The sequence below is a fragment of the Streptomyces sp. PKU-EA00015 genome (assembly GCF_013387495.1).
In the GTDB taxonomy this organism is placed as follows: Bacteria; Actinomycetota; Actinomycetes; order Streptomycetales; family Streptomycetaceae; genus Streptomyces.
In genome coordinates, this window is sequence record NZ_JABZEE010000051.1 from 59,076 (window position 1) to 82,486 (window position 23,411).

The 23,411-nt window shown below is 70.8% G+C and carries 24 protein-coding genes; 9 read left to right on the top strand and 15 right to left on the bottom strand.

The genetic code is table 11. The features are described from left to right. Positions 1 to 64 precede the first annotated feature (64 nt). Positions 65 to 817 carry an MBL fold metallo-hydrolase gene (locus tag HW130_RS28220; RefSeq protein ID WP_177152564.1) on the bottom strand — a complete coding sequence of 251 codons (753 nt, stop codon included), beginning with the start codon at positions 815 to 817 and terminating at the stop codon, positions 65 to 67. Between the two features lie 202 nt (positions 818 to 1,019). On the opposite strand from HW130_RS28220, the gene HW130_RS28225 reads away from it, so the two are divergent. Beyond that, positions 1,020 to 1,493 carry a type II toxin-antitoxin system PemK/MazF family toxin gene (locus HW130_RS28225; protein ID WP_177152565.1) on the top strand — a complete coding sequence of 158 codons (474 nt, stop codon included), beginning with the start codon at positions 1,020 to 1,022 and terminating at the stop codon, positions 1,491 to 1,493. Between the two features lie 252 nt (positions 1,494 to 1,745). Here HW130_RS28225 and HW130_RS28230 read toward each other — a convergent pair whose 3' ends face one another. The 7 genes from HW130_RS28230 to clpS all read right to left on the bottom strand — a co-directional run bounded on the left by HW130_RS28230 (position 1,746) and on the right by clpS (position 6,503). After that, positions 1,746 to 2,696, bottom strand: a complete 951-nt coding sequence (locus HW130_RS28230) for a PLP-dependent cysteine synthase family protein (RefSeq protein WP_177152566.1) — start codon at positions 2,694 to 2,696, stop codon at positions 1,746 to 1,748. Positions 2,697 to 2,701: 5 nt separating this feature from the next. Further along, a complete protein-coding gene (locus tag HW130_RS28235) occupies positions 2,702 to 2,980 on the bottom strand; it encodes a MoaD/ThiS family protein (protein WP_177152567.1) in 279 nt (92 codons plus the stop codon). Positions 2,981 to 3,068: 88 nt separating this feature from the next. Beyond that, positions 3,069 to 3,185: a putative leader peptide gene (locus tag HW130_RS37090; RefSeq protein WP_374196289.1), complete on the bottom strand. Its 117-nt coding sequence runs from the start codon at positions 3,183 to 3,185 to the stop codon at positions 3,069 to 3,071. 134 nt (positions 3,186 to 3,319) lie between these two features. Then, positions 3,320 to 3,742, bottom strand: coding sequence for a Mov34/MPN/PAD-1 family protein (locus HW130_RS28240; protein ID WP_177152568.1), 423 nt, complete (start codon positions 3,740 to 3,742; stop codon positions 3,320 to 3,322). 75 nt (positions 3,743 to 3,817) lie between these two features. Then, the gene (locus HW130_RS28245; protein ID WP_177152569.1) at positions 3,818 to 5,239 is read right to left on the bottom strand and encodes an amino acid permease; all 1,422 of its coding nucleotides are present in this window, start codon (positions 5,237 to 5,239) and stop codon (positions 3,818 to 3,820) included. 359 nt (positions 5,240 to 5,598) lie between these two features. Next, on the bottom strand, positions 5,599 to 6,192 hold the full coding sequence (locus HW130_RS28250) for a DUF2017 domain-containing protein (RefSeq protein ID WP_177152570.1): 594 nt from the start codon (positions 6,190 to 6,192) through the stop codon (positions 5,599 to 5,601). Continuing rightward, positions 6,192 to 6,503, bottom strand: a complete 312-nt coding sequence (gene clpS / locus HW130_RS28255) for an ATP-dependent Clp protease adapter ClpS (RefSeq protein ID WP_177152571.1) — start codon at positions 6,501 to 6,503, stop codon at positions 6,192 to 6,194. The genes HW130_RS28250 and clpS overlap by 1 nt, the downstream gene beginning before the upstream one ends. Positions 6,504 to 6,595: 92 nt before the next feature. Between clpS and HW130_RS28260 the strand changes: the two genes are divergently transcribed. Both HW130_RS28260 and HW130_RS28265 read left to right on the top strand, forming a co-directional pair. Next, positions 6,596 to 7,924, top strand: a complete 1,329-nt coding sequence (locus HW130_RS28260; RefSeq protein ID WP_177152572.1) for a nicotinate phosphoribosyltransferase — start codon at positions 6,596 to 6,598, stop codon at positions 7,922 to 7,924. 169 nt (positions 7,925 to 8,093) lie between these two features. Then, entirely contained in the window at positions 8,094 to 8,681 is a 588-nt protein-coding gene (locus HW130_RS28265) for an isochorismatase family protein (RefSeq protein WP_177152573.1), read from the top strand. 23 nt (positions 8,682 to 8,704) lie between these two features. On the opposite strand, the gene HW130_RS28270 is transcribed toward HW130_RS28265, so the two are convergent. After that, positions 8,705 to 9,019, bottom strand: coding sequence for a hypothetical protein (locus HW130_RS28270; RefSeq protein ID WP_177152574.1), 315 nt, complete (start codon positions 9,017 to 9,019; stop codon positions 8,705 to 8,707). A gap of 122 nt (positions 9,020 to 9,141) precedes the next feature. Beyond that, the gene (locus HW130_RS28275) at positions 9,142 to 11,559 is read right to left on the bottom strand and encodes an immune inhibitor A domain-containing protein (protein WP_177152575.1); all 2,418 of its coding nucleotides are present in this window, start codon (positions 11,557 to 11,559) and stop codon (positions 9,142 to 9,144) included. 380 nt (positions 11,560 to 11,939) lie between these two features. On the opposite strand from HW130_RS28275, the gene HW130_RS28280 reads away from it, so the two are divergent. Further along, a complete protein-coding gene (locus HW130_RS28280) occupies positions 11,940 to 12,275 on the top strand; it encodes a hypothetical protein (protein ID WP_177152576.1) in 336 nt (111 codons plus the stop codon). Here the strand turns inward: HW130_RS28280 and HW130_RS28285 are convergent. Next, entirely contained in the window at positions 12,264 to 13,037 is a 774-nt protein-coding gene (locus HW130_RS28285) for an RDD family protein (RefSeq protein ID WP_177152577.1), read from the bottom strand. The two genes, HW130_RS28280 and HW130_RS28285, sit on opposite strands and share 12 nt — an antisense overlap. An 85-nt stretch (positions 13,038 to 13,122) precedes the next feature. After that, a complete protein-coding gene (locus tag HW130_RS28290; RefSeq protein WP_177152578.1) occupies positions 13,123 to 14,667 on the bottom strand; it encodes an RDD family protein in 1,545 nt (514 codons plus the stop codon). A 222-nt stretch (positions 14,668 to 14,889) separates the two neighbouring features. Between HW130_RS28290 and HW130_RS28295 the strand changes: the two genes are divergently transcribed. After that, complete coding sequence (locus tag HW130_RS28295; protein WP_177152579.1) at positions 14,890 to 15,324, top strand: SsgA family sporulation/cell division regulator; 435 nt, start codon at positions 14,890 to 14,892, stop codon at positions 15,322 to 15,324. A gap of 20 nt (positions 15,325 to 15,344) precedes the next feature. Here HW130_RS28295 and HW130_RS28300 read toward each other — a convergent pair whose 3' ends face one another. Further along, complete coding sequence (locus tag HW130_RS28300) at positions 15,345 to 16,712, bottom strand: FAD-binding oxidoreductase (RefSeq protein WP_177152580.1); 1,368 nt, start codon at positions 16,710 to 16,712, stop codon at positions 15,345 to 15,347. Positions 16,713 to 16,820: 108 nt separating this feature from the next. Here HW130_RS28300 and HW130_RS28305 point away from each other — a divergent pair, with 108 nt between their 5' ends. Next, on the top strand, positions 16,821 to 18,461 hold the full coding sequence (locus HW130_RS28305) for a lipopolysaccharide assembly protein LapB (RefSeq protein ID WP_177152581.1): 1,641 nt from the start codon (positions 16,821 to 16,823) through the stop codon (positions 18,459 to 18,461). Positions 18,462 to 18,600: 139 nt separating this feature from the next. On the opposite strand, the gene hppD is transcribed toward HW130_RS28305, so the two are convergent. Further along, on the bottom strand, positions 18,601 to 19,740 hold the full coding sequence (hppD, locus tag HW130_RS28310; RefSeq protein ID WP_177152623.1) for a 4-hydroxyphenylpyruvate dioxygenase: 1,140 nt from the start codon (positions 19,738 to 19,740) through the stop codon (positions 18,601 to 18,603). A 136-nt stretch (positions 19,741 to 19,876) separates the two neighbouring features. On the opposite strand from hppD, the gene HW130_RS28315 reads away from it, so the two are divergent. The 3 genes from HW130_RS28315 (at position 19,877) to HW130_RS28325 (ending at position 22,650) form a co-directional block, all read left to right on the top strand. Continuing rightward, positions 19,877 to 20,356, top strand: coding sequence for an Lrp/AsnC family transcriptional regulator (locus HW130_RS28315; protein ID WP_177152582.1), 480 nt, complete (start codon positions 19,877 to 19,879; stop codon positions 20,354 to 20,356). Between the two features lie 82 nt (positions 20,357 to 20,438). Then, positions 20,439 to 21,023, top strand: a complete 585-nt coding sequence (locus tag HW130_RS28320; protein WP_177152583.1) for a transcriptional regulator — start codon at positions 20,439 to 20,441, stop codon at positions 21,021 to 21,023. A 193-nt stretch (positions 21,024 to 21,216) separates the two neighbouring features. Next, positions 21,217 to 22,650 carry an MFS transporter gene (locus HW130_RS28325; RefSeq protein WP_177152584.1) on the top strand — a complete coding sequence of 478 codons (1,434 nt, stop codon included), beginning with the start codon at positions 21,217 to 21,219 and terminating at the stop codon, positions 22,648 to 22,650. Here HW130_RS28325 and HW130_RS28330 read toward each other — a convergent pair. Then, positions 22,589 to 23,377 carry a S16 family serine protease gene (locus tag HW130_RS28330; protein ID WP_177152585.1) on the bottom strand — a complete coding sequence of 263 codons (789 nt, stop codon included), beginning with the start codon at positions 23,375 to 23,377 and terminating at the stop codon, positions 22,589 to 22,591. The genes HW130_RS28325 and HW130_RS28330 overlap by 62 nt on opposite strands. Between the last annotated feature and the right edge of the window lie 34 nt (positions 23,378 to 23,411).

Genomic DNA, 23,411 nt, shown 5'->3' on the forward strand with positions numbered 1-23,411 from the left:
ACATCATGACGCAGAAGGCCCCCGGCCGGGGCCGGGGGCGGGCGCTGCCCGCGGCTCGGCCGGCTCAGATCTCGTACACCGCGCCCGGCACCGCGATCTCCGACGGACCGTCGTACACCGCGCGCGCGTCCGACAGGTTCCGCCCGCCGTCCGTCCACGGCGGGATGTGGGTCAGCACCAGCCGGCGCGCCTTCGCCCGCTGTGCGCAGGCGCCCGCTTCGCGGCCGTTGAGGTGGAGGTCCGGGATGTCCTCCTTGCCGTGCACGAACGACGCCTCGCACAGGAAGAGGTCCGCACCGGCGGCGAGTTCGTCCAGCGCGTCGCACACGCCCGTGTCGCCCGAGTACGTCAGCACCTTCCCGCCGTGCTCCACCCTGATCCCGTACGTCTCCACGGGGTGCGCCACCCGTTCCGTACGCACGGAGAAGGGGCCGATCTCGAAGCTCCCGGACTTCAGCGTGTGGAAGTCGAACACCTCGCTCATCGACGACGCGGAGGGCGTGTCCGCGTAGGCCGTCGTCAGCCGCTGCTCGGTGCCCTCGGGGCCGAAGACCGGCATGGGCGCGCAGCGGCCGCCGTCATGGCGGTAGTACCGGGCCACGAAGTACCCGCACATGTCGATGCAGTGGTCCGCGTGGAGGTGGCTGAGGAAGATGGCGTCGAGGTCGTAGAGACCGCAGTGGCGCTGCAGCTCGCCGAGGGCGCCATTGCCCATGTCGAGGAGCAGCCGGAAGCCGTCGGCCTCTACGAGGTAGCTCGAGCAGGCCGAATCCGCGGACGGGAACGACCCCGAGCATCCGACGACGGTGAGCTTCATTGAGCTGGAACCTCCGTGGACGAAGGAGGGCTGGGGGAAGGTCGTGCGGTGCGTCGAGCGTAAGGCGCGAAAGGGCCGGTCGCTCCTCAGCAGCGCTGTGTTGTGGGAGAACTCACCCTTACCCGGGGCCCCGAACACCGGTGCGGGCGCAGGCCGACGGGGGCGCGGGCGGGAGCACGGGAGCGCAGGTAACGTCTCCGGTATGGACACGTCGTGGTGGCTCGCCGTGATCGCCGTCGTCGTGGTCGCTCTCGTGGTCGCCGTCTCCGACGGACTCGGCCGCGGCACGCGGCGGCCGGCCGGTCGCAGGCGGCCACCGGCGCGACCGGGCGAGCGCGTACGCGAGCGCGTAGGCAGGCCGAAGGGGCGACCGTCGCCGGGCGAGATCTGGTGGGCCGATGTGCCCTACGAGGACGGTCCGGGGTCGAAGGACCGCCCGTGCCTGGTGCTGTCGGTACGGGGCGGGACGGCCCTGGTCGTGAAGATCACGAGCCGGTACCACGACGAACGCCCCGGGATGATCGCGCTGCCGCCGGGCGCGGTGGGCGATGCGCGGGGGCGGCCGAGCTTCCTGGAGACGGACGAGCTGCGGGACATACGGGTGGGCGAGTTCCGCAGGCGGGTCGGCACGGTGGACCCGGCGGTCTGGGACCAGGTCCGGCACCTGGCGGTGTGAGCCCCCGTGCCCGGGGGCTCATGCCCCGGGCCGTTCCGCGCTCCGAGCGCCCCTATTGCCTGACGGCCGTGGGAATGCCCTGGCCGATGTCGCGCCGCAGCCCTGACGGCGCGCCGGGCAGACACGGCCTGCGTTGAGGCCGGCCCCCGAGCCCGACGGGTGAACCCGCGCCGGACCGGGGCGAAGCCCCGCCCGCGATTGAGGCGCGGGGCCCCGGGGGCGGAGCCCCCGAAAGCCCCGGGCGGGGCCCGGTCACGCCCAGAGCTGGCCCTGCAGCGTCTCGATCGCCTCTTCCGTCGTCTTCGCCGTGTAGACGCCCGTCGACAGGTACTTCCACCCGCCGTCCGCCACCACGAACACGATGTCCGCCTGCTCGCCCGCCTTGACGGCCTTCCTGCCGACGCCGATCGCGGCGTGCAGGGCCGCGCCCGTGGAGACGCCCGCGAAGATGCCCTCCTGCTGGAGGAGTTCGCGGGTACGGGTGACCGCGTCCGCGGAGCCGACCGAGAAGCGGGTGGTCAGCACGGACGCGTCGTAGAGCTCGGGGACGAAACCCTCGTCCAGGTTGCGCAGACCGTAGACGAGGTCGTCGTAGCGCGGCTCGGCGGCGACGATCTTGATGTCCGGCTTGTTCTCGCGCAGGTAGCGGCCGACGCCCATCAGCGTGCCCGTCGTGCCGAGGCCCGCCACGAAGTGGGTGACCGACGGCAGGTCGGCGAGGATCTCGGGGCCGGTGGTCGCGTAGTGCGCGCCCGCGTTGTCCGGGTTGCCGTACTGGTAGAGCATCACCCACGACGGGTTCTGCTCGGCGAGCTCCTTGGCGACGCGTACCGCCGTGTTGGAGCCGCCCGCCGCGGGGGACGAGATGATCTCGGCGCCCCACATCGCGAGCAGGTCCCGGCGCTCCTGGGAGGTGTTCTCCGGCATGACGCAGACGATGTGGTAGCCCTTGAGCTTGGCCGCCATCGCCAGCGAGATGCCGGTGTTGCCGCTGGTCGGTTCGAGGATGGTGCAGCCGGGGGTGAGCCGGCCGTCCTTCTCCGCCTGCTCGACCATGTGGAGCGCGGGGCGGTCCTTGATCGAGCCGGTCGGGTTGCGGTCCTCCAGCTTGGCCCAGATGCGGACGTCCTCGGACGGGGACAGCCGCGGGAGCCGCACCAGCGGCGTGTTGCCGACGGCGGCGAGCGGGGAGTCGTAACGCATCAGGATCAGACCATGCCGCCGGCGACGGCCGGCAGGATCGTCACGTTGTCGCCGTCGGACAGCTTGGTGGAGATGCCGTCGAGGAAGCGGACGTCCTCGTCGTTCAGGTAGACGTTGACGAAGCGGCGCAGCTGGTCGCCTTCGACGATGCGCTCCTTGATGCCGCTGTGCCGGGACTCGAGGTCTGCGAACAGCTCGGCGAGGGTGTCTCCACTGCCTTCGACGGCCTTGGCTCCGCCGGTGTAGGTGCGGAGGATGGTCGGGATGCGGACCTCGATGGCCATGACGTGGGCTCCTGTCGGAAGGTGGCGTAGGGGCGCGCGGCTGTGGCCCCCGCGCGAGGGGGTGCTGCTGGCGTGGTGCGCTCGTACGTCAGAACGCAGCGCGGGCCGTACACATCGCGCTGGCGAGGCGGCACAGGTCGACGTGCAGCCGCGCAACGAGCAGCAGGGTGCTCGGCGTCTTGTCGCTCACGTCGTGAAGAACCATGCGGTCATCGTATCGATTCCCGGTCCCGATCCTTGAGTGTGATCTCGCATATCGGACGGAAGTCGCTCAGGATGTGAACCACACGGGCGGAACCCCTTGTCGGACGGCCCGCCCGTGCCACTGCCCTGTGCGTCTCAGTACGCCTCGACGACCTTGACGTCCTCTTCGGTGATCTCGCCGTCCACGATGCGGAACGAGCGGAACTGGAAGGGGCCCGCGTCGTCGGTGTCGGCGGTGGAGACGAGGACGTAGTGGGCACCGGGCTCGTTCGCGTAGCTGATGTCGGTGCGCGAGGGGTACGCCTCGGTCGCGGTGTGCGAGTGGTAGATGATCACCGGCTCCTCGTCGTTGTCGTCCAGCTCGCGGTAGAGCTTGAGGAGGTCGGCCGAGTCGAACTCGTAGAACGTCGGCGAGCGGGCCGCGTTCAGCATCGGGATGAAGCGCTCGGGGCGGCCGGAGCCCTCCGGGCCGGCGACGACTCCGCAGGCCTCGTCGGGGTGGTCCGCGCGGGCGTGGGCGACGATCTGGTCGAACAGGGCCCGGGTGATGGTCAGCATGAGCGACAGGATAAACAGACGGGCCGCCGCGTACCGAGGAGTGGTACGCGGCGGCCCGGATGCTGGACGGAACCCTTACGAGCGCTTGGCGAAGGCCGCGCCCTCGGGGTTGCGGCTCTTGAGCACCAGGTAGGAGACGCCGAGGATCAGACCCCAGAGCGGGGCGCAGTACAGCGAGAGCCGGGCGTCCTTGTCGATGCCCATCATCACGATCACCATGCCGATGAAGGCGAGGGCGAACCAGCTGGTGAAGGGGGCGCCGGGCGCCTTGAAGGTCGACTCGGGCAGTTCGCCGCGGTTGGCCTTGGCCCGGTAGCGGATCTGGCTGACCAGGATCATGATCCAGGCCCACATGCCGGAGATCGTGGCGAAGGAGACGACCATCTCGAACGCCTTGCCGGGCCACTGGTAGTTGATCCAGACGCCGAACATCATCAGCAGTGCCGAGAAGGTGGTGCCGATGAGCGGGGTGCCGCTGCTGGTCAGGCGGGTGAAGATCTTCGGGCCCTGGTTGTTGAGCGCGAGGTCGCGCAGCATCCGGCCGGTGGAGTACATGCCGGAGTTGCAGGACGACAGGGCCGCGGTGAGCACGACGAAGTTGACGATGCCCGCGCCGACGGCGAGGCCCATCTTGTCGAAGGCGGCGACGAACGGGGAGACGCCCGGCTGGAAGTTGGTCCAGGAGACGACCGACAGGATCATGATCAGGGCGCCGACGTAGAAGACGGCGATACGCCACGGCACGGTGTTGATGGCCTTGGGCAGCGTCTTCTCCGGGTCCTTGGACTCGCCGGCGGTGACGCCGACCAGCTCGACCGCGAGGAAGGCGAACATGACGATCTGCAGGGTCATCAGCGTGCCGCCGATGCCCTTGGGGAAGAAGCCGCCGTCGGCCCACAGGTGGGTGACCGACGCGGTCTCACCGGCGTCGGAGAAGCCGAGGGTGAGGATGCCGAGGCAGATCAGGATCATGCCGATGATGGCGGTGACCTTGACCATCGAGAACCAGAACTCGAGCTCGCCGAAGAGCTTCACGGAGATCAGGTTCGCGCCGTAGAGGATGATCGTGAAGATCAGCGCCGAGACCCATTGCGGGATGTCGAACCAGTACGTCATGTACTGGGCGGCCGCCGTGACCTCGGTCATTCCGGTGACGACCCAGAAGAGCCAGTACGTCCAGCCGGTGACGAAGCCCGCGAAGGGACCGATGAACTCGCGCGCGTACTCGGAGAAGGAACCCGAGACGGGGCGGTACATGAGCAGTTCGCCCAGCGCCCGCATGATGAAGAAGATGACCAGGCCCGCGATGGCGTAGGCCAGGATGAGGCTGGGGCCGGCCTTCGAGATGGCCTTGCCCGCGCCGAGGAAGAGGCCGGTGCCGATGGCACCGCCGATCGCGATCATCTGGATCTGCCGGGCTCCCAGTCCACGCTGGTAACCCTCGTCCGCGCCCGCGGCCTCTTTGCCGTCGTTCGGTTCGACCTGCAACGAGGTCATGGTGATGCGCCCTTTCTCCATGCTGATCCGCCGCGACCGCTGCGTCGAGCGGTAACGGATCAGGTCCTGATCCCCCCGGATATGGATGGAGTGCCACCGGCGGTCTGCCGGTTCAAGCGCCCTCGGGGACAGGGGTGGCGTCCCCGAGCGGTCGTGAAGATCTATCACGGCAGCAGCGGTGATCCACTGAGGCGAGAGTGACGCACCCCACAGGAAGAAGTGGACAAAGGGCATGCGAAGCGTCGAAGTGTCGCGGCGCGGTGACGCGATCGTTATCCGGATTTGAGCGTCCGTTGAGCGAACACTGCCCAGGGACGGATGCCACCGTTCCGGGACAAAGCGGTACCGGAGGGCGGCTCTCAGGGCATCAGGGTCTCGATGAGCGTCTCCTGCAGCGCCCCGAGCCAGAGGTAGGCCATCACCATGGGCTTGCGCGGGTCGGAGTCCGGCAGCCGGTACAGGTCGTCGTTCTCGTCCTCGTCGGTGACCTCGAGCCGGGTGCCGATGGTCAGCCGGAGGTCGTTGAGCGCGCCCAGCCAGTGCAGGCAGTCCTCGGCGCCGAGCTCCAGCACGGCGCCGCCGTCGCCCGCGACGGTCAGCGAGTCCAGGCTGCGGACGACCGCGAGGGCGTCGTCCCGCTTGCGGGTGCGCAGGTCGTTCTCGGTGAAGCGGCGGAACTCGGCGGAGGCCGCGCGCATCTCCTCGTCCTGCGGGCCGGACTCCGGGTCCGCGTACGCCTCGGGGAAGAGGCGGGCGAGCGCCGGGTCGGAGGGCGGTTCGCTCGGCCCCTGGGCGAACAGGGCGGCCAGTGGGTCCTCGCCCTGGGCCGGCTCGTCACCCGGGCCGATGAGCTCCAGCATCTGCACGACCAGGGAGCGCAGGATGGAGATCTCGACCTCGTCCAGCGCCACGGCTGCGCCGCCGCCCTTCAGCGGCTCGAAGTGAGAGCTCATCAGCCACGGTCCTGGGAGAGCGTGGCCCACAGTCCGTATCCGTGCATCGCCTGCACGTCCCGTTCCATCTCCTCGCGGCTGCCGCTGGAGACGACGGCGCGTCCCTTGTGATGGACGTCGAGCATCAGCTTGTGCGCCTTGTCCTTGGAGTAGCCGAAGTAGGCCTGGAAGACGTAAGTGACGTAGCTCATCAGGTTGACCGGGTCGTTGTGCACCAGGGTCACCCAGGGCACATCGGGCTCGGGGACGGCCGCACTCTCCTCGGCCGACTCGGTCTGCTCGATCTCCAGTGGCACAGTCACTCCACCCATGCTGCCACCTGAGCCCCCTCGTCGCACAAACGACCCCGCCGGGAAAAACGACATCTCGTCAGACTGACGAAATGTGCGCTAGCATGATGGTCATGAACACTGCAGACCTGGGGCTGCCGGTGGACGTGCCGTCGACCGCGCTCTTCACCGATCAGTACGAGTTCACGATGCTCCAGGCGGCGCTCAAGGCCGGAACCGCCGAGCGGCGCTCGGTCTTCGAGGTCTTCACCCGCCGGCTGCCCGAGGGCCGTCGCTACGGTGTCGTCGCCGGCACCGGCCGCGTCCTGGACGCCGTGGAGAACTTCCGCTTCGACGCGGGCGTGCTCCGCTTCCTGCGCGAGCGGCACATCGTCGACGAGCCCACCCTCGAATGGCTCGCGGGCTACCGCTTCCGCGGCGACATCTGGGGCTACCCGGAGGGCGAGGTGTACTTCCCCGGCTCGCCGATCCTGCGGGTCGAGGGCTCCTTCGCCGAGTGCGTGCTGCTGGAGACCGTGATCCTGTCGATCCTCAACCACGACTCGGCGATCGCGGCGGCCGCCTCGCGCATGTCCGCGGCCGCCGGCGGACGCGGCCTGATCGAGATGGGCGCCCGCCGCACGCACGAGCTGTCCGCCGTCGCGGCCTCGCGCGCCGCGTACGTCGGCGGGTTCGACTCCACCTCCGACCTGGCGGCCGGCTTCCGCTACGCGATCCCCACGGTCGGCACCAGCGCCCACGCCTTCACCCTGCTGCACGACAGCGAACGCGGCGCCTTCCGGGCCCAGGTCGACTCGCTGGGCCGCGGCACGACCCTGCTGGTCGACACCTTCGACGTGGCCGAGGCCGTGCGCACCGCGGTCGACATCGCGGGTCCCGAGCTCGGGGCCGTACGGATCGACTCGGGCGACCTGCTGCTCGTCGCGCACCGGGTGCGCAAGCAGCTGGACGAGCTGGGCGCGGTGAACACCAGGATCGTCGTCACCTCCGACCTGGACGAGTACGCCATCGCCTCGCTCGCCGCGGCCCCGGTGGACGCGTACGGCGTGGGCACCCAGCTGGTCACCGGCAGCGGTCACCCGACCTGCGCGATGGTCTACAAGCTCGTCGCCCGGGCCCGCTCGGCGGACCCGAAGGCCCCGCTGGAGCCGGTGGCGAAGAAGTCGCTCGGCGGGAAGCTGTCGATCGGCGGCCGCAAGTGGGCCGCGCGCCGGCTGGACGAGCACGCGGTCGCCGCGGCCGAGGTCGTGGGGCTCGGCGACGTACCGCCCGCGCTGGTGGACCGGCAGCTGCTGGTGGAGCTGGTCAAGGGCGGCGACATCGTGGCCCGCGAGCCGCTGGACGCGGCGCGCGAGCGGCACATCGCGGCGCGGGCCGGGCTGCCGATGTCGGCGATGCAGCTCTCGCGCGGCGAGCCGGTGATCCCGACCGAGTACGCGTAGATCCGTGCGAGGGGGGAAGCGGGGCGTGAGCGTCCGACGCCCCCTCCCGCAGGGCCTTGCGAGTCTCTACGCTCAGTAGTTGAACCCTCGCCAGTCGTCCGGCCCGCCCGGCAGGACGAGTCCGCCGGCCACCGCGCCGACCGTCACCAGCCACCGAAGGACACCCGTCATGCACCGCGCCTTGATCGTCGTGGACGTTCAGAACGACTTCTGCGAGGGCGGCAGCCTCGCGGTGGCGGGGGGCGCCGACGTCGCAGCCGCCATCACCGAACTGATCGGCCAGGCCCAGCCGGGCTACCGCCACGTGGTCGCCACGCGCGACCACCACATCGAGCCGGGCGGACACTTCTCCGACCACCCCGACTTCGTCGACTCCTGGCCGCGGCACTGCGTCGCCGGCACGGAGGGCGTCGGCTTCCATCCGAACTTCGCGCCGGCCGTCGCCTCGGGCGCCGTCGCCGCGGTCTTCGACAAGGGCGCGTACGCGGCGGCGTACAGCGGCTTCGAGGGCTCCGACGAGAACGGTTCCACGCTGGCCGAGTGGCTGCGGGCCCGCGGCGTCACCGAGGTGGACGTCGTCGGCATCGCGACCGACCACTGTGTGCGGGCCACCGCGCTGGACGCGGCCCGCGAGGGCTTCACGACCCGTGTGCTGCTCGACCTGACCGCCGGTGTCTCGAAGGAGACGACCGAGCGCGCCCTGGAGGAGCTGCGCACGGCGGGCGTGGAGCTGAGCGGGAAGCCGGTGGTCGTCTGACCCCGCCGGGTCGTGGCCGCCGGTCAGGCGGGGCGTGCGGATCTGAGCAGGGCCCGGATCGGGTGCCACAGCCCCTGGGCCGTGCCCTGGTCCGCGCGCCACACCAGTCCGTCGGGGTGGTGCAGCACGGCGGTCACCTCGTCCGGCGTCGGTGGCTCGGCGTTGCCGCGCAGGTAGACCGCGCGGAGACCCAGATTGCGCAGCCGGGTCAGCGCCCTGGCCCGGTTCGCGGCGTGCACGAGGAACCTGACGGTGGTCCCGTCGCCGGCCGGGCTGGGCAGACTGAGCGCGACGACCACGCTGCCGTTGGGCAACTTGCAAAAACCTCCAGCGGGCATGCGGAACCACTCCCCCGTGCGTTCACTGTCAATAAGGACTTCGTCCCCCGCACCTAAACACGATCGGCCGCCGCCCGCTAGAGGGCGACGGCCGATACCCCTGTGACCTGCAGTTTTACGAATTACTTGGTCGACGGGCCAACCTGGACCGTGATCGTCTGTCCGCTGCGCGGCTCCTTGACGATCGCGATCTTGGTGTTGGTGTCAGTTACCTTGACGCCCGCCGTCGGGTTCTCCGCGTACCAGTAGACGCCCTTGCGGTCGTCGAAGACGGAGGTGCCCGGCTGCGACGCCAGCGAGAACGGGACGCCCGCGTTGTGCAGCTGGAAGGCGTCCGTCCGGTACCGGCTGAACGTCGAGTCGAACGTCTGGATCTTGTTGCGCATCAGCGTGCCGTCGGCCCACTTCAGCGGCTTGGCATGGGCGTCGACCGGAAGGACCAGACCCTCACCCGGGTGGGCGCTGGTGTTGTTGTCCTTCTGGGAGGTGTCCCACTGCCAGATCAGCAGACCGTTCTGGTACGGGTAGTGCTCGACCCAGCCGTCCTTCGGCGCCTTCCAGCCGAAGTTGTACGGGCCGGCCTTGAGGGTCTTGTCGTACGAGACGTACTGGCGGTTCTCCGCGATGTAGTACTGCTCGTACTCCTTGGTGAAGCCCTCACCGATGCGGGAGAAGCCCTTCGCGGTCCAGCCGGGGACCTCGCCCTCGGCGTTGTCCGAGAACAGCGGGGCGCCATCGGCGTTGATCACGACGGAGTCGGCCGCGAAGCCCTTGCCCGCGACGCCTCCGTCCGTCTGGTAACGGAAGCGGACGTCGACCTTCTTGCCCGCGTAGGCGTCCAGCGCGTAGACGAGCTTCTTGTGGCCGTCCGACGGGCCGGTCAGCGCCGGCTTGTCGCTCGCATCGCGGGTGATGGCCTTGCCGTCGGCCGTGCCGTCCACCGGCGTCCAGTTGGCGCCGCCGTCCGTCGACACCTCGGCGTAGAGGTAGTCGTAGTCCGCCTCGATGTCCCACCAGCCGGTGAGCTCCAGCGTGGCCTTGGACTTGCCGGAGAGGTCGACCGTGCGGGACAGGGTGTTCTTGAGGTCGTCACCCATGTCGCTCCACCACTGCTGGGAGCCCTCGGCGGGCTTCACGACAGTGGTGGTGACCTTCTTCTTCGGCAGCTCGACGAGGAGGGCCTGCGGCTTCTTGGTGTTGTACTCGGCCACACCCAGCGTGTGGGTGGACTTCGTCGCCGCCTTGGCCTTGGTGTAGTTGAGCCACCCCAGCTGCAGCTTGTCCCAGGCGGTCATGTCGCCGGGGAGGTCGCCGATGGAGTCCTTGCCGGTGCCCAGCCAGGAGCCGGCCGACATCAGGGTCCAGAAGCCGGTCGAGTTCTCGCCCTTGCCCGAGGTGTCGTAGTGGTCGGGCAGACCGAGGTCGTGGCCGTACTCGTGGGCGAAGACGCCGAGGCCGCCGTTCTCGGGCTGCACGGTGTAGTCGCCGACCCAGATGCCGGTGTCGCCGATCTGGGTGCCGCCCGCCTTGTTGTTCGCGGGGCCGGTCTTGCCGGCGTCGGTGCCGTACGCGTACCAGCGGTGGGCCCACAGGGCGTTCGGGCCCTCGGCGCCACCGCCCGCGGACTCGTCCTCGCCGGCGTGGACGAACTGGAAGTGGTCGATGTAGCCGTCGGACTCGTTGAAGTCGCCGTCGCCGTCGTGGTCGTAACGGTCCCACTTGTCGTACTCGGCGAGCGTCGCCTTGATCTCGGCGTCCGACGCGCCCTTGGCCTTCTGGTCGGCGACCCAGGCGTTGACGCCGTCGCGGACGGCGTCCCAGGCGTTGGCGCAGTTGGACTGGCCGCAGTAGTTGGAGCCGTAACGGGCCTCGTTGTAGTCGACCTTGACCCAGTCGGAGACCATGCCGTCGACCGAGTAGCGACCCGAGGAGGTCTTCTCGTAGTAGGTCTTCAGGGAGTGCTTCGGCTGCCCGTTCTCGTCCTTGCCGGTGCCGAAGTAGAGGTCCTCGAAGTGCTTCTGGTTGTAGTCGGCCTGCCAGGCGGTCGAGTTGTCCTTCGACCGGTCGGGCTCGGCGATCTTGTTGTGCTGCGGGCCGGGCGTGCCGCCGTACTTCTTGACCGGGGGCTTGGGCCCGTCCGCGCCGTCCGGGTCGAACATCGTCGTGTCGTCGACCTTGTCGCCGAACTCCACGAGGATGGTGAAGATCTTGTCGGTCTTCTCCCGGGCGAGCTCGACGTACTTCTTGTCGTCGAGCTTGACGACGTTCGAGCCGCCGCGCTTCTGCACGGTGGCGTCGCCGGTTATCAGCTGCTCCATCGCAGCGTCGCGCTGCGCCTCCTGCTGCTTGCTGAAGGGGCCGTCGAGGTCGTGGTCGACATGGGCCTTGTGCGCGGCCGGGTCGTGGCGCTCGACGGCAGCCCGGTCCGACGACTGCTGGTTGTCGGCCTGGGCGAAGGTGAACGCCGAGGCCGTCGCGGTCGTGGCGGCGAGCGCGACGACGACCGCGGACGCTCTGAACGTCCGTCGCTTGCTGGTCACTTGATGGTTCCTCCCCCGCGTCCCGTCGCCGCTGCGGACAGGAGTGTGGGGTCGTCCGCGCGCGCGGTGTACGCGTCTCAAGTGACGACATTCGACCGGAATCGGAGAAGAAAAGACAGTCCTTGACTTGAACAGGCCAACTGCACTATGCAGGAGCGGAGTTCCGATATGCGGACGGTGGCGATTCGGGACAAGGGGCGCGGATTTCCAGCCACTCGGTCGAAAGGAATGACTCCGTGCGCCCCCCATGCACCGGCACCGTGGGTTAGGTCACGCTTACTGCCGGTTCCTCACGGGCATTCAGGATCGTAGAGTCTTGCGGCGGTGCGACTACCGGCCCCAAGTCTCTCCCCGCCCCTGCCCCGAGGACGGATACCGTGATGCCGCGTCCGACTGCCGCACAGTACGCCTACGGTTCGGCCACCGTCGTCTTCTCGACCGTCGCCCTGCTGCTGCTGACCCGTACGACGGACGGCATCGCCGTCGCCGCGATCGGCGTCCTCGCCCTCGCTCTCGGCCTCGCGGTCGCGCTCGCCCTTCCCGTGCGCCGCGTGGCCGGGCCGTCCGGGGAGCGCGCCGCGTCCCGTGCGGCGGACCTCGTCGCGGCGGGCCGCGCCCCCGAGCCGACGGCCTCGGCCGCCGCCGACGGTCTCACCACCCGCGTGCCGGCGTCCCGCGCCGGGGCCGGGATCGCCGGACACTCGCTACGCCGCTGAGACGACGACCGTCTTCCCCGCCTTGTCGTGCAGGCCCTGCTTGTAGGGCTTGTCGGTCAGCACGGTGATGAGGATGACGAGCCACCAGATGCAGTAGCAGCACACCAGCGCGGGCACCCACAGCACGATGGCACGCATCAGCGCGGAACTCGTGTCCGGCGTCCGCCCGTCGTCGAGCATCGCGACCCGCAGCTTCATCAGCCGCTTGCCCACGGTCTGGCCGTTCCTCTTCGTCATGATCGTGTCGTAACCGATGTACGCGACCAGGGAGATGAGCGTCCACAGCCACTGCCGGCCCGTGTTGACCCGGTCGGTGATCTCCTCCCAGTCGTCGCCTCCCCGGGTCACATCCAAGCCGCCGGTCAACAGGGAGATCACCGCGAGGGGGATCGCGATGATCAGGATGTCGACGAGCCGTGCGACGAAGCGCTTGCCGAACTCGGCGAGCGGCGGCATTCCCGCGAGCGGATCCGCGCCGCCGTACGGACCGCCGCCTCCGTAGGGACCGCCGCCGTACGGACCGCCGCCGCCGTAGGGACCGCCGGGCGCGCCCGCGCCACCGCCGGGCGTGTCGTACGGGGAGCCGCCGCCGGGCGGCGGGCCGCCCTGCCCCCCGGCGCCGCCGTACGGAGAACCGGGCGGCGGCCCCTGGCCCTCGCCGCCGCCGGTCCCGCCGCCCTCGCCGGACGAAGGCTCCTGCGGCCTCTTGCGGAACGGGTCGTCATCGGGCGGCGGGCCGGGCGGCGGCTGATCGTTGCTCATGGGGGCAGTGCATACCGGCACAAAGGGCCTCGCAACGGCTCGCGCGCGTTCGGGGGAACACACGCCACACGGCGCACGAAGCGGATCAGCCGGTCACGAACGTGTGCGCCGCCTTGTCGTGCCAGCACTGCCGCCACGGGCGGTCGAACAGGCACCACAGCACATTGAGCACACCGAGGACGAGAACGCCCAGCACGCTGTAGACCAGCCAGCGGCGCAGCGCCGCACCGAACGTCGGCGGTTCGTGGGACTCGATGTCGAGCACCTTCACCCCGCACAGCTTCTTGCCCAGGGTGCGGCCCCACTTGGCGGTCGGCAGCGCCTCGTACAGCGCGCCGAGGACGAGGAGCGTGCCGAGGACGATGCCGAGCTGGCCCGCGGTGGTCCCGTCGATCAGCCAGACCGTGACCGTCTGTCCGGACAGCTTCGCCGCCTCGATCTTGTCGTCGATGTGGGCGAGCGCGCTCAGGACGACCGGGACCGCGACGGCGCCGACCAGCGCCCCGAGCACCAGCGTGTCGATCAGCCGGGCGGCGAACCGCTTGCCGAGGGACGCGGGCCGGGCGTTCGCCTGTGCCTGCGCGGCCGCCAGGAACGGGTCTTCGACCGGGGGCTTCCACGGCAGGACCGGCTGTCCGGCGTCGGGGGCCTGGGCCGAGTGGGCGAGCTGGTGGACCTGCTGCGCCCACGAGGCGGCGCCGCCGCCGGGGCCGTTGGTGACGGGCGTCTGTGCGGCGGGGGCCTGGACGGCCGGTGCCTGCGGCTGCGGCGACCGCTGCAGCGGTGCGGGCGACGGGGCCTGGGGCTGTGGCTGTGACGGGGACGGGGCGGGGAGGCCCGGCTGCGGCTGGGGCTGCTTGGCGGGCGCGGCGGCTCCGGCTCCGGCTCCGGCTCCGGCTCCGAGCGAGCGGATCGTCATGGTGCCGTCGGGCTCTCCGCCGGCGGCCGGTCCGCCCGGCCGCTGCGCGCGGATGGTGACCGTGTGCTCGGCCGGCTGACGGCTCGCAGGGGCATCGCCGGCGTCGTCGGCGCCGGGGCGCGGGGCGCGGATGCCGACGGTGCCGTCCGTCAGGGGCCCGTCGGCCGCGGACGGGGCGAGCGGGCGGGAGTCGCCGGGAGCGTCGCCGCGGCCGGTGCCGCTCTGCGGGGTGACCGAGCGCATGCCGGGCAACTGGCCGCCGCTCGGGTCGACGGTCCCCGAGGGCTCGGCCGGCCGGCGCGGGTCGGACGCGCCCGCACCGGAGGGGTCGGCAGCACGCGGGTCCTGGGCGCCGCCCCAGGAGACACGGTTGTCCAGGTCGCCGCCGAAGCCGGACTGGCGAGCGGCGTCCGCCTGCCAGGCGGATGCGGGTTCGGGGCGTGACGGCTCGGCGTCGGGCTCCTCGTCGAGGAAGACCGGGCCGGTCTCCTCCACGGCCGCCTGCGGGGGCGCGGGCGTCACGCGGGCGGGCGCGGGCGCCGCCGACGCGGGCGGCGCGGGCATCTCCTCGCCCGACTTGGGCGCGGGCCTGCTCGTACCGGGCACCCACGCGGCGCCGTTCCAATACCGGACATATCCGGGGATGGAGGGGTCCGGGTAGTAGCCGGGCGTGGGGCTGCTGTCGCCGGTTGCCGGGGTTGGCGCGCTCATCACCGTGGTCCCGTATCTCTTCGAGGCCTCAATACAAGGCTCCACATCTATCAGACACTCGCACGCACCTGGGCCGGTCCTTCGGTAACGACCACTTTCCGGTAAGGGCGCGGTCACGGAAAGTTGTCACCCGAAGTCGCGTAAGAGCCGTGGGGGAAGCCCCTCTCCTCCGGTGAGGCCCGCTCGGGGCGGGCCTCACCGGAGCAGGAGAGGAAGACGACGATGAAGAAGAAGACCGTGGTGGAACGCGAACTGCAGGTGAAGCTGGTGCTGTCGCCGGAGCGCAGTGTGCCCGTGCCGGCCCGGCTGACCTACCGCGCCGACGACCCGTACGCCGTCCACATCACCTTCCACACCGGCTCGGACCACCCCGTCGACTGGACGTTCGCCCGCGATCTCCTCGTCGAGGGGGTGTTCCGGCCGTGCGGCGGCGGTGACGTACGCGTGTGGCCGACGAAGTCCGCGGGCCGCAGCGTCGTCCTGATGGCGCTCAGTTCACCCGACGGTGAGGCGCTGCTGGAGGCGTCCTCGGCAGTGGTGTCCGGGTGGCTGGAGCGGACACTGAAGGTGGTGCCGCCCGGCTCGGAGACGGAGCAGCTCGGCATCGACGACGGCCTGGCCGAGCTGCTGTCCCCCACCAGGACCGAGGACGCGTAGCGGAGTGGGAGGGTGAGGTCTCAGAAGAGCTTGCCGGGATTGAGGATCCCGAGCGGGTCGAAGGTGCGGCGAATACCGCGCTGCAACTCCAGACCCACCGGCCCCAGTTCGCGTGCCAGCCATTCCTTCTTCAGCACGCCGACGCCGTGCTCGCCGGTGATGGTGCCGCCCAGCTCCAGACCGAGCGCCATGATCTCGTCGAACGACTCGCGGGCCCGCCGCGACTCGTCGGGGTCGAGGTGGTCGAAACAGACGACGGGATGGGTGTTGCCGTCACCGGCGTGCGCGCAGACGCCGATGGTGAGGTCGTACTTGTGGGCGATCGCCGCCGTGCCGTCGATCATCTCGCCCAGCTTGGAGCGCGGGACGCAGACGTCGTCGATCATCGTCGCCGACTTGACGGTCTCCAGCGCGGTCAGGGACAACCTGCGCGCGTGGAGCAGCAGTTCGGACTCGGCGGCCGTGTCGGCGGGCACGACCTCGCTCGCACCCGCCGCCTCGCAGAGCGCCGCGACCGCGGTGAGGTCGGCGGCCGGGTCGGGGGTGTCGAAGGCACACAGCAGCAGGGCCTCGGTGGTCTCCGGCAGCCCCATGTTGGCCAGCTTGTTGACCGCCCGGACGGTGGTGCGGTCCATGATCTCCAGCAGCGACGGGGTGTGGCCGCGCTCCATGATCGCGCAGACGGCGTCGCAGGCGCTCGCCGCGGAGGGGAACTCGGCGGCGAGCACGAGCTGGGCGGGCGGCTGCGGCTTGAGCGCCAGCACCGCCTCGACAACGATGCCAAGGCTGCCCTCGGAGCCCACGAACAGACGCGTGAGGTCGTAGCCCGCGACGCCCTTGGCGGTGCGCCGGCCCGTGGTCAGCAGCCTGCCGTCGGCGAGGACGACCGTCAGCCCGAGCACGTATTCGGCGGTCACCCCGTACTTGACGCAGCACAGTCCGCCGGACGCCGTTCCGATGTTGCCGCCGATGGTGCACATCTCCCAGCTGGAGGGGTCCGGCGGGTAGTACAGGCCGTGCTCGTTCACCGCGCGGGACAGCACCGCGTTGACGACGCCCGGCTCGACGACCGCGATCCGGTCGACCGGGTTGATCTCCAGGATCCGGTCCATCTTGGTCAGCGACAGCACGATGCAGCCGTCCGACGCGTTGGCCGCGCCCGACAGGCCCGTACGGGCGCCCTGCGGCACCACGGGCACGCGCAGAGCGGTCGCGGTCCGCATCACGTGCTGGACCTGCTCGACGGTCCGGGGCAGGACCACGACGGCGGGGCTGCCCGCGTCGCAGAAACTCGCCATGTCGCGCCCGTACGAAGCGGTCACGTCCGGGTCGGTGATCAGTGCCTCGGCCGGCAGTCCGGCACGCAGCCGTTCCAGGAGATCGTCCATGATCCCAGCGTCGCACCGGGGGCCATCGGTGTGAACCCGTCTGCGTTCCGCTTCGCACAACCGAGTGTGTACTTCGTATGAGCTGCCCGCTGACGCACAGTGAGCGCCATGAAGAGCGAAACCCTGAAAAACGCCGCTGTCAGCACGCTGGTCGGCGCGACGCTGGTCACCGGGGTGATCCTGCTCGCGCCCATGTGGGGGGAGGAGACGAGTACCGGGCCGGTCACCCAGCGGTCCGCGGTCCGCGCGGTGGCCGCGGCCGGTGCGGGGGCGCCGGCCGCGCCGGCGGATCTGAAGGCGCTGATCAGCGATTACGAGAACTGGCTGCGCCGCTATCCGAGTGACGGGCAGTCATGGGCGGTGCTCGGCGCGGCCTACGTGGAGCGGGGCACTCGGTTCGCGCGGCCGCAGGACTTCTCGAAGGCGGAGGAGGCGCTCAGACGCTCGATGGAGCTCAGGACGGCGAAGGAGCGGGACGACGTCCGCGCGCTGGTGGGGACGGCGGCGCTCGCCAACGCCCGGCACGACTACGTGACCGCACGCACCTGGGGCGAGCGGGCACGCAGCCGGGCCCCGAAGGCGTGGACGGTGTACCCGGTGCTCGTCGACGCCTACACCGGGCTGGGGAACCTCAAGGCCGCCGGCAAGGCGATGGACACGCTGCATGAACTGCACTCGGGGCCCCAGGTGCAGGACCGCGAGGCGCAGCTCTACCGGGACAGGGGCTGGCGGGAGGACGCCGCGGCCCTCGCGTACGACGCGACGGTTCGGGCCGACACGCGCCACGAGAAGGCCGTCGCGCTCGTGCGGCAGGGTGATCTGGCCTGGGAGCGGGGCGAGGCCGCCGAGGCCGTGGACCACTACGACGCGGCGCTGGCGGCCGACCCCCGCAGCCACCCTGCCCTGGCGGGACGTGCCCGCGCCCTGGTGGCGCTGGACCGCACGGATGAGGCGCAGCGGGACTACCAGGAGGCACTCGACATGGCGCCGCTGCCCGAGTACGCGCTGGAGGCGGGCGAGTTGGCCGAGTCGCTCGGCCTGGACGGGGACGCGGCGACCCAGTACGCCCGGGTGCGGACGCTGGTCGGGGAGGCACGTGCCCACGGGGTCGACGGCGACCTGGTGCTGGCGCGGTACGAGGCGGACCACGGCGACCCGGAGTCGGCGGTGCGGCGCCTCCAGGGCGAATGGTGGCGCGGCCATCGCAGCGTGCACGTCGCGGACGCGATGGGCTGGGCGCTGTACCGGGCGGACCGCGCGGAGGACGCGCTGCCGTTCGCGAAGCTCGCGACGGGGCGGGAGGCGCGGAATGCGCTGTTCTCGTACCACCGGGGCGAGATCGAGCAGGCACTCGGCGACGAGGGGCGGGCGCGCCGGTACTTCGAGGACGCGCTGCGCATCAACCCGGACTTCTCGCCCCTGTACGCGCCGGCGGCCCGCGAGGCGCTGGAGGCGCTCGGCGAGCCGCCGGCGGAGGGTCCGATGGACGTGGACGGGGACGGGCTGCCGGACAAGGAGCCGTGGGAGCCGCCGGTGGTGCCGCCGGCTGCGCCCGCGGGGGCGGGGGTGCCGTCGGCGGAGCCGTCCGCGAGTCCGTCGGCGAGTCCGTCTGTGACGCCTTCGCAGCCGGTGGCACAGCCGTCGGTGTCGGCGCCGGCCTCGCCCTCGCCCTCGTGGTCACCCTCGGCGTCGGCGTCGCCGGGTGTGGTGTCGGTGGGGCCGTCGCCGCAGGTGTCCGGGGCGGGTTGATCTTCCCCCACCCCGCCGACGCTTGAGGCACAGGGGTCCGGGCGGAGCCCCGGCAAAGGCGTCGGGCACCCGGTGACCGCGGAACCGGGCAGGTCCGGCGCGTGCGGCGCGGGGGCGCGCCGCACGCGCCGGGCGCGGGCTACAGGTTGCCGCGCTTCGCCTGCTCGCGCTCGATCGCCTCGAACAGCGCCTTGAAGTTGCCCTTGCCGAAGCCCATCGAGCCGTGTCGTTCGATCATCTCGAAGAAGACCGTCGGGCGGTCCTGGACCGGCTTCGTGAAGATCTGCAGCAGGTAGCCGTCCTCGTCCCGGTCCACGAGGATCTTCAGCTCGCGCAGCGTCTCGACCGGCACCCGGGTCTCGCCGGCCCACTCGCCGAGGGTGTCGTAGTACGAGTCGGGCGTGTCGAGGAACTGGACACCGGCGGCCCGCATCGTGCGCACGGTGGCGACGATGTCGTTCGTGGCGAGCGCGATGTGCTGGACGCCCGCGCCGCCGTAGAACTCCAGGTACTCGTCGATCTGCGACTTCTTCTTCGCGATCGCGGGCTCGTTGATCGGGAACTTCACCTTCAGCGTGCCGTCGGCGACGACCTTCGACATCAGGGCGGAGTACTCGGTGGCGATGTCGTCGCCCACGAACTCCTTCATGTTGGTGAAGCCCATGACCTTGTTGTAGAACGCGACCCACTCGTTCATCCGGCCGAGCTCGACGTTGCCCACGCAGTGGTCGATCGCCTGGAAGGTGCGCTTCGCCGGCGGTTCGACGATCGGGTCCGCGGCCACGAAGCCCGGCAGGTAGGGCCCGTCGTAGTCCTTGCGCTCGACGAGCGTGTGGCGGGTCTTGCCGTAGGTGGCGATGGCGGCGAGGACGACGACCCCGTGGTCGTCCTTGACCTCGTACGGCTCGGTGATGCCCGTCGCACCGTGCTCGACGGCGTACGCGTAGGCCGCGCGCGCGTCCGGAACCTCGATGGCGAGGTCGACGACACCGTCGCCGTGCGCGGCGACGTGGTCCGCGAGGAAGCGGCCCCAGTCGGTGGACGCCTTGATCACGGACGTGAGGACGAAGCGGGCGGCGCCGTTGGTGAGGACGTAACTCGCGGTCTCGCGGCTGCCGTTCTCCGGTCCGGAGTAGGCGACGAGCTTCATGCCGAAGGCCGTGGAGTAGTAGTGCGCGGCCTGCTTGGCGTTGCCGACGGCGAAGACGACCGCGTCCATTCCCTTCACCGGGAAGGGGTCTGCCTTGCGCGCGGTCTCCGGGGTGTGATCGATGGTCATCGAGTTATCTGCCATGGCAGCAGGCTCCCCCCGGGCCGCAAGGTGCGCAATAGTTTGCGTATCGACTGGACAATCTGCCCAGCTGATCGGGCTGATTGTCGGGCGTTGTGTACAGGATGACCATTGGGGAGGCGTCATGGCGATCGATCATCTGGACGGGCGGCTCATCGTGCTGCTGGCACGGGAACCGCGCATCGGGGTGCTGGAGGCATCGCGGCGGCTGGGGGTCGCACGCGGCACCGTGCAGGCGCGCATGGACAGGCTCCAGGCGAATGGCGTGATCAGGGGCTTCGGGCCGGACGTCGACCCCGCGGCGCTGGGCTATCCCGTGACGGCCTTCGCCACTCTGGAGATCAAGCAGGGACAGGGCTCAGACGTACGGGCGCACCTGGCGACGGTCCCCGAGGTCCTGGAACTGCACACGACCACGGGTCACGGCGACATGCTCTGCCGGCTCGTCGCGCGCTCCAACGCCGACCTCCAGCGGGTGATCGACCGGGTCGTGGGCTTCGAGGGGATCGTGCGCGCGTCGACGGCGATCGTCATGGAGAACCCGGTGCCGCTGCGGATCATCCCGCTGGTGGAGCAGGCGGCGGAGGACCCGGCCGACAGGTGACCTCGGCACGGCGCCGACGATGCAAAGGAGTCATTGCAAAAAAGCGTTGCAAAGAATTCTTTGCAACGCTACCTTTGCATGCATGAGCGAGCCCCCGACGCCCAAGGTCCGCACCCTCGACCCGCACTCGCTGCGCGGTCTGGCCCATCCCCTGCGTATGCGTCTGCTGTCGTCGCTGCGGCACGACGGTCCGGCCACCGCGTCACAGCTGGCGGAGAAGTTCGGCGAGTCGAGCGGCTCCACCAGCTACCACCTGCGCCAGCTCGCCGCCCACGGCTTCGTCGAGGACGACCCGGGGCGCGGCAAGGGCCGGGAGCGCTGGTGGAAGGCGGCGGCGGACGGGACACGCTTCGACGACACCCTGTTCGCCGATCCGGACCCGGCGGTGCGCGGCGCGGCGGATCTGTTCATCCACGAAGTCGCGACCCAGCACACGCAGGAGGTCGCCACCTGGCTCGGCACCCATCACGACTGGCCCGAGGAGTGGTGGCGCAGCTCCGACCTCAGCGACTTCACGCTGCGGCTGACCGCCACGCAGGCGTTCGAGCTCAAGGAGAAGGTCCACGCGCTCATCGAGAGCTACCGGGACCTCGCACCGCCCCCCGGCACCGAGGGCGTGGCCCAGGTCCGGCTGCACACGCACGCATTTCCACGCGCCACCGACTGAGGGGACCGAAGGACATGCACGCCGACATACACCTGAGACTGCACGAACTGCGCGCCGAGGAGCTGCGCACGGAAGCCGCCTGCCATGCGCCGCGCGAGCGCATTCGGACGCAACTCGGCTGGGCTTTAGTCGAGTTGGGGCTTCGACTGCTGTGTCAGCAGCCCGGCCGCACCGGGCACACGGCCCGTCTCGCATGAGCGGGCAGGGGGGAACGGGAGCCGGCCGGCGGCGTGACCGCCGGCCGCTGGCCGCCGTCCTGGCGGCCAACGCCGTGTCCATCAGCGGCAATTCACTCACGCTCATCGGGGTCCCGTGGTTCGCCCTGGAGACCACGGGCAGCCCCGCGAAGGCCGGACTGGTCGCCTTCTGCGCGACCCTCCCGGTGGTCGTCTCGGCGATCACCGGCGGCCCGGTCATCGACCGCGTGGGCCGCCGCCGCGTCAGCGTCGTCACCGACCTGGTCTGCGCCGTCGCGCTCGCCGCGATCCCGCTCCTGCACCATGCGGGCGCGCTGCGGTTCTGGATGCTCTGCGCGCTGATGGCCGTCACCGGCCTGTTCCACGCGCCCGGCGAGACCGCGCGCCATGTCCTGGTGCCCGACCTCGCCGAGCGGGCCGGTACGAGCCTGTCGCGGGCCGCGAGCCTGTTCGACGCGGTCTCGCGCGGCGCGCGGATGACCGGGGCGGCGCTGGCCGGCGTACTGATCGCGCTGATCGGCGCGGAGGCCGTCCTTTACGTGGACGCGGCGACGTTCTGCGGCTCGGCGCTTCTGGTCTCCGTCGGCCTGCGCGGCCTGCGCGCCGCCGAGCCCCTGCGGGACGCGCCCCGTATCTCCTTCGCCGCCTACCGGGCCGAACTGCGGGAGGGGTACGCCTTCCTGCTGCGCAGCAGGCTGCTGCTCGGTGTCGTCCTGATGGTGATGCTCACCAACGGCCTCGATCAGGGCTGGAGTTCGGTCCTGCTGCCCGTGCACGCACGCGAGAATCTGGGCGGCGCACGCGATCTCGGCCTGCTCGTCGCCGTCTTCGGCGGCTGCGCGCTGCTCGGCGCCCTGCTGTACGCGGCAGTCGGGCACCGCTTCCCGCGGCGCGTCCTGTTCACGGTCGCGTTCCTGCTGTGCGGGCTGCCGCGGTTCGTGGTGGCCGCACTGGTGGACGGGACTCCGCCGCTCGCCGCCACGATGGCGGTCGGCGGGCTGGGCGCGGGCATGCTCAACCCGATCCTGACGACCGTGATCTACGAGCGGATCCCCGAGGAGCTGCGCAGCCGGGTCGCGAGCACGACGACGGCCGGGGTGCTGATGACGATGCCGCTCGGCGGTCTGGCGGCCGGCTACCTGGTCGAGCGGGCCGGACTCGTGACGGCGCTGCTGGCCCTCGGCGGGCTGTACTTCCTGACGACGCTGGCACCGGCCGTGTTCCCGTCCTGGCGGGAGCTGGACCGAGCGGACGCGGGCGACAAGGGCACGGGACAGGGCTCGGAGGGACCAGGGGATGCCGGACCGGGCTCGGACGGACCGGACTCGCACGGACCGGGCGGGGCCGTGACGGACGACGCCGCGGGCGTCAGCAGCTCGGGACCTTACCGCCCCGGTCCAGCGCCCGCAGGGAGTCCACCGCGCCCTTGAGCGTGGTGACGGGGATCAGCCGCATCCCGGAGGGCAGTTCCGCCTGGGCGTCCGCGCACTCGTCCTTCGGGACCAGGAACACGGTCGCTCCGTCCCGCTTGGCCGCCTGGGTCTTCAGCGACACGCCCCCGACCGGGCCGACCTTGCCGTCGGCGGTGATCGTGCCCGTACCGGCGATGTTCCGGCCGCCGGTCAGGTCGCCGCCCGCACCGTCGCCGTCGATCTTGGCGACGATGCCGAGGGAGAACAGCAGCCCGGCGCTGGGCCCGCCGACGTCGGCCAGGTGCAGCGACACCTTCACCTTCGCGGGGTCCTCGCCGAGATAGCCGAGGGCGGCGCGGGTGGCGACGTTCTGCGACTGCTCCATGTCGCGGACGTTGTGCCGCTCGATCTCCCGGTCCGACTTGCCCGCGGGGTAGACGGCGTCGCGGGGCAGCACCGCGCGGTCCGTACGGAACCATCCGTCGACGACATCGCCGAGACCGACGTCGACGGACGGACCGCTCGCCACGATCGTCGTCATGCGCAGGGCGCCCTCGGTCTCGCGCGTCGGAGCGCCGGAGATCGTGATGATCTGCCGCCCCTGGTCCTTGCCGAGCACGTCCGCGGTCATCCCGGGCTGCGCGACGACGTACGGCAGCGGCGCGAGCCCGGCGACGGCGAGCAGCGCGACGACGGGCAGGGCGCAGACGGCGAGGGCGCGGGGGCGCGTGAGACTGGAGAGCACGGTGCCAATCTATCTGCCCGTGCCACCCCGCCCC

What these genes read in the sequence shown, in the direction of transcription:
- HW130_RS28320 (WP_177152583.1), top strand. Translation starts at nt 20,439, where the DNA reads ATGAGCGAGCCCCCGACGCCCAAGGTCCGCACCCTCGACCCGCACTCG.
- hppD (WP_177152623.1), bottom strand. Translation starts at nt 19,740, where the DNA reads ATGACCATCGATCACACCCCGGAGACCGCGCGCAAGGCAGACCCCTTC.
- HW130_RS28305 (WP_177152581.1), top strand. Translation starts at nt 16,821, where the DNA reads ATGAAGAGCGAAACCCTGAAAAACGCCGCTGTCAGCACGCTGGTCGGC.
- HW130_RS28300 (WP_177152580.1), bottom strand. Translation starts at nt 16,712, where the DNA reads ATGGACGATCTCCTGGAACGGCTGCGTGCCGGACTGCCGGCCGAGGCA.
- HW130_RS28240 (WP_177152568.1), bottom strand. Translation starts at nt 3,742, where the DNA reads ATGCTGACCATCACCCGGGCCCTGTTCGACCAGATCGTCGCCCACGCC.
- HW130_RS28220 (WP_177152564.1), bottom strand. Translation starts at nt 817, where the DNA reads ATGAAGCTCACCGTCGTCGGATGCTCGGGGTCGTTCCCGTCCGCGGAT.
- HW130_RS37090 (WP_374196289.1), bottom strand. Translation starts at nt 3,185, where the DNA reads ATGGTTCTTCACGACGTGAGCGACAAGACGCCGAGCACCCTGCTGCTC.
- HW130_RS28230 (WP_177152566.1), bottom strand. Translation starts at nt 2,696, where the DNA reads ATGCGTTACGACTCCCCGCTCGCCGCCGTCGGCAACACGCCGCTGGTG.
- HW130_RS28290 (WP_177152578.1), bottom strand. Translation starts at nt 14,667, where the DNA reads ATGAGCGCGCCAACCCCGGCAACCGGCGACAGCAGCCCCACGCCCGGC.
- HW130_RS28260 (WP_177152572.1), top strand. Translation starts at nt 6,596, where the DNA reads ATGAACACTGCAGACCTGGGGCTGCCGGTGGACGTGCCGTCGACCGCG.
- clpS (WP_177152571.1), bottom strand. Translation starts at nt 6,503, where the DNA reads ATGGGTGGAGTGACTGTGCCACTGGAGATCGAGCAGACCGAGTCGGCC.
- HW130_RS28315 (WP_177152582.1), top strand. Translation starts at nt 19,877, where the DNA reads ATGGCGATCGATCATCTGGACGGGCGGCTCATCGTGCTGCTGGCACGG.
- HW130_RS28285 (WP_177152577.1), bottom strand. Translation starts at nt 13,037, where the DNA reads ATGAGCAACGATCAGCCGCCGCCCGGCCCGCCGCCCGATGACGACCCG.
- HW130_RS28270 (WP_177152574.1), bottom strand. Translation starts at nt 9,019, where the DNA reads ATGCCCGCTGGAGGTTTTTGCAAGTTGCCCAACGGCAGCGTGGTCGTC.
- HW130_RS28325 (WP_177152584.1), top strand. Translation starts at nt 21,217, where the DNA reads ATGAGCGGGCAGGGGGGAACGGGAGCCGGCCGGCGGCGTGACCGCCGG.
- HW130_RS28250 (WP_177152570.1), bottom strand. Translation starts at nt 6,192, where the DNA reads ATGAGCTCTCACTTCGAGCCGCTGAAGGGCGGCGGCGCAGCCGTGGCG.
- HW130_RS28265 (WP_177152573.1), top strand. Translation starts at nt 8,094, where the DNA reads ATGCACCGCGCCTTGATCGTCGTGGACGTTCAGAACGACTTCTGCGAG.
- HW130_RS28245 (WP_177152569.1), bottom strand. Translation starts at nt 5,239, where the DNA reads ATGACCTCGTTGCAGGTCGAACCGAACGACGGCAAAGAGGCCGCGGGC.
- HW130_RS28235 (WP_177152567.1), bottom strand. Translation starts at nt 2,980, where the DNA reads ATGGCCATCGAGGTCCGCATCCCGACCATCCTCCGCACCTACACCGGC.
- HW130_RS28280 (WP_177152576.1), top strand. Translation starts at nt 11,940, where the DNA reads ATGCCGCGTCCGACTGCCGCACAGTACGCCTACGGTTCGGCCACCGTC.
- HW130_RS28225 (WP_177152565.1), top strand. Translation starts at nt 1,020, where the DNA reads ATGGACACGTCGTGGTGGCTCGCCGTGATCGCCGTCGTCGTGGTCGCT.
- HW130_RS28295 (WP_177152579.1), top strand. Translation starts at nt 14,890, where the DNA reads ATGAAGAAGAAGACCGTGGTGGAACGCGAACTGCAGGTGAAGCTGGTG.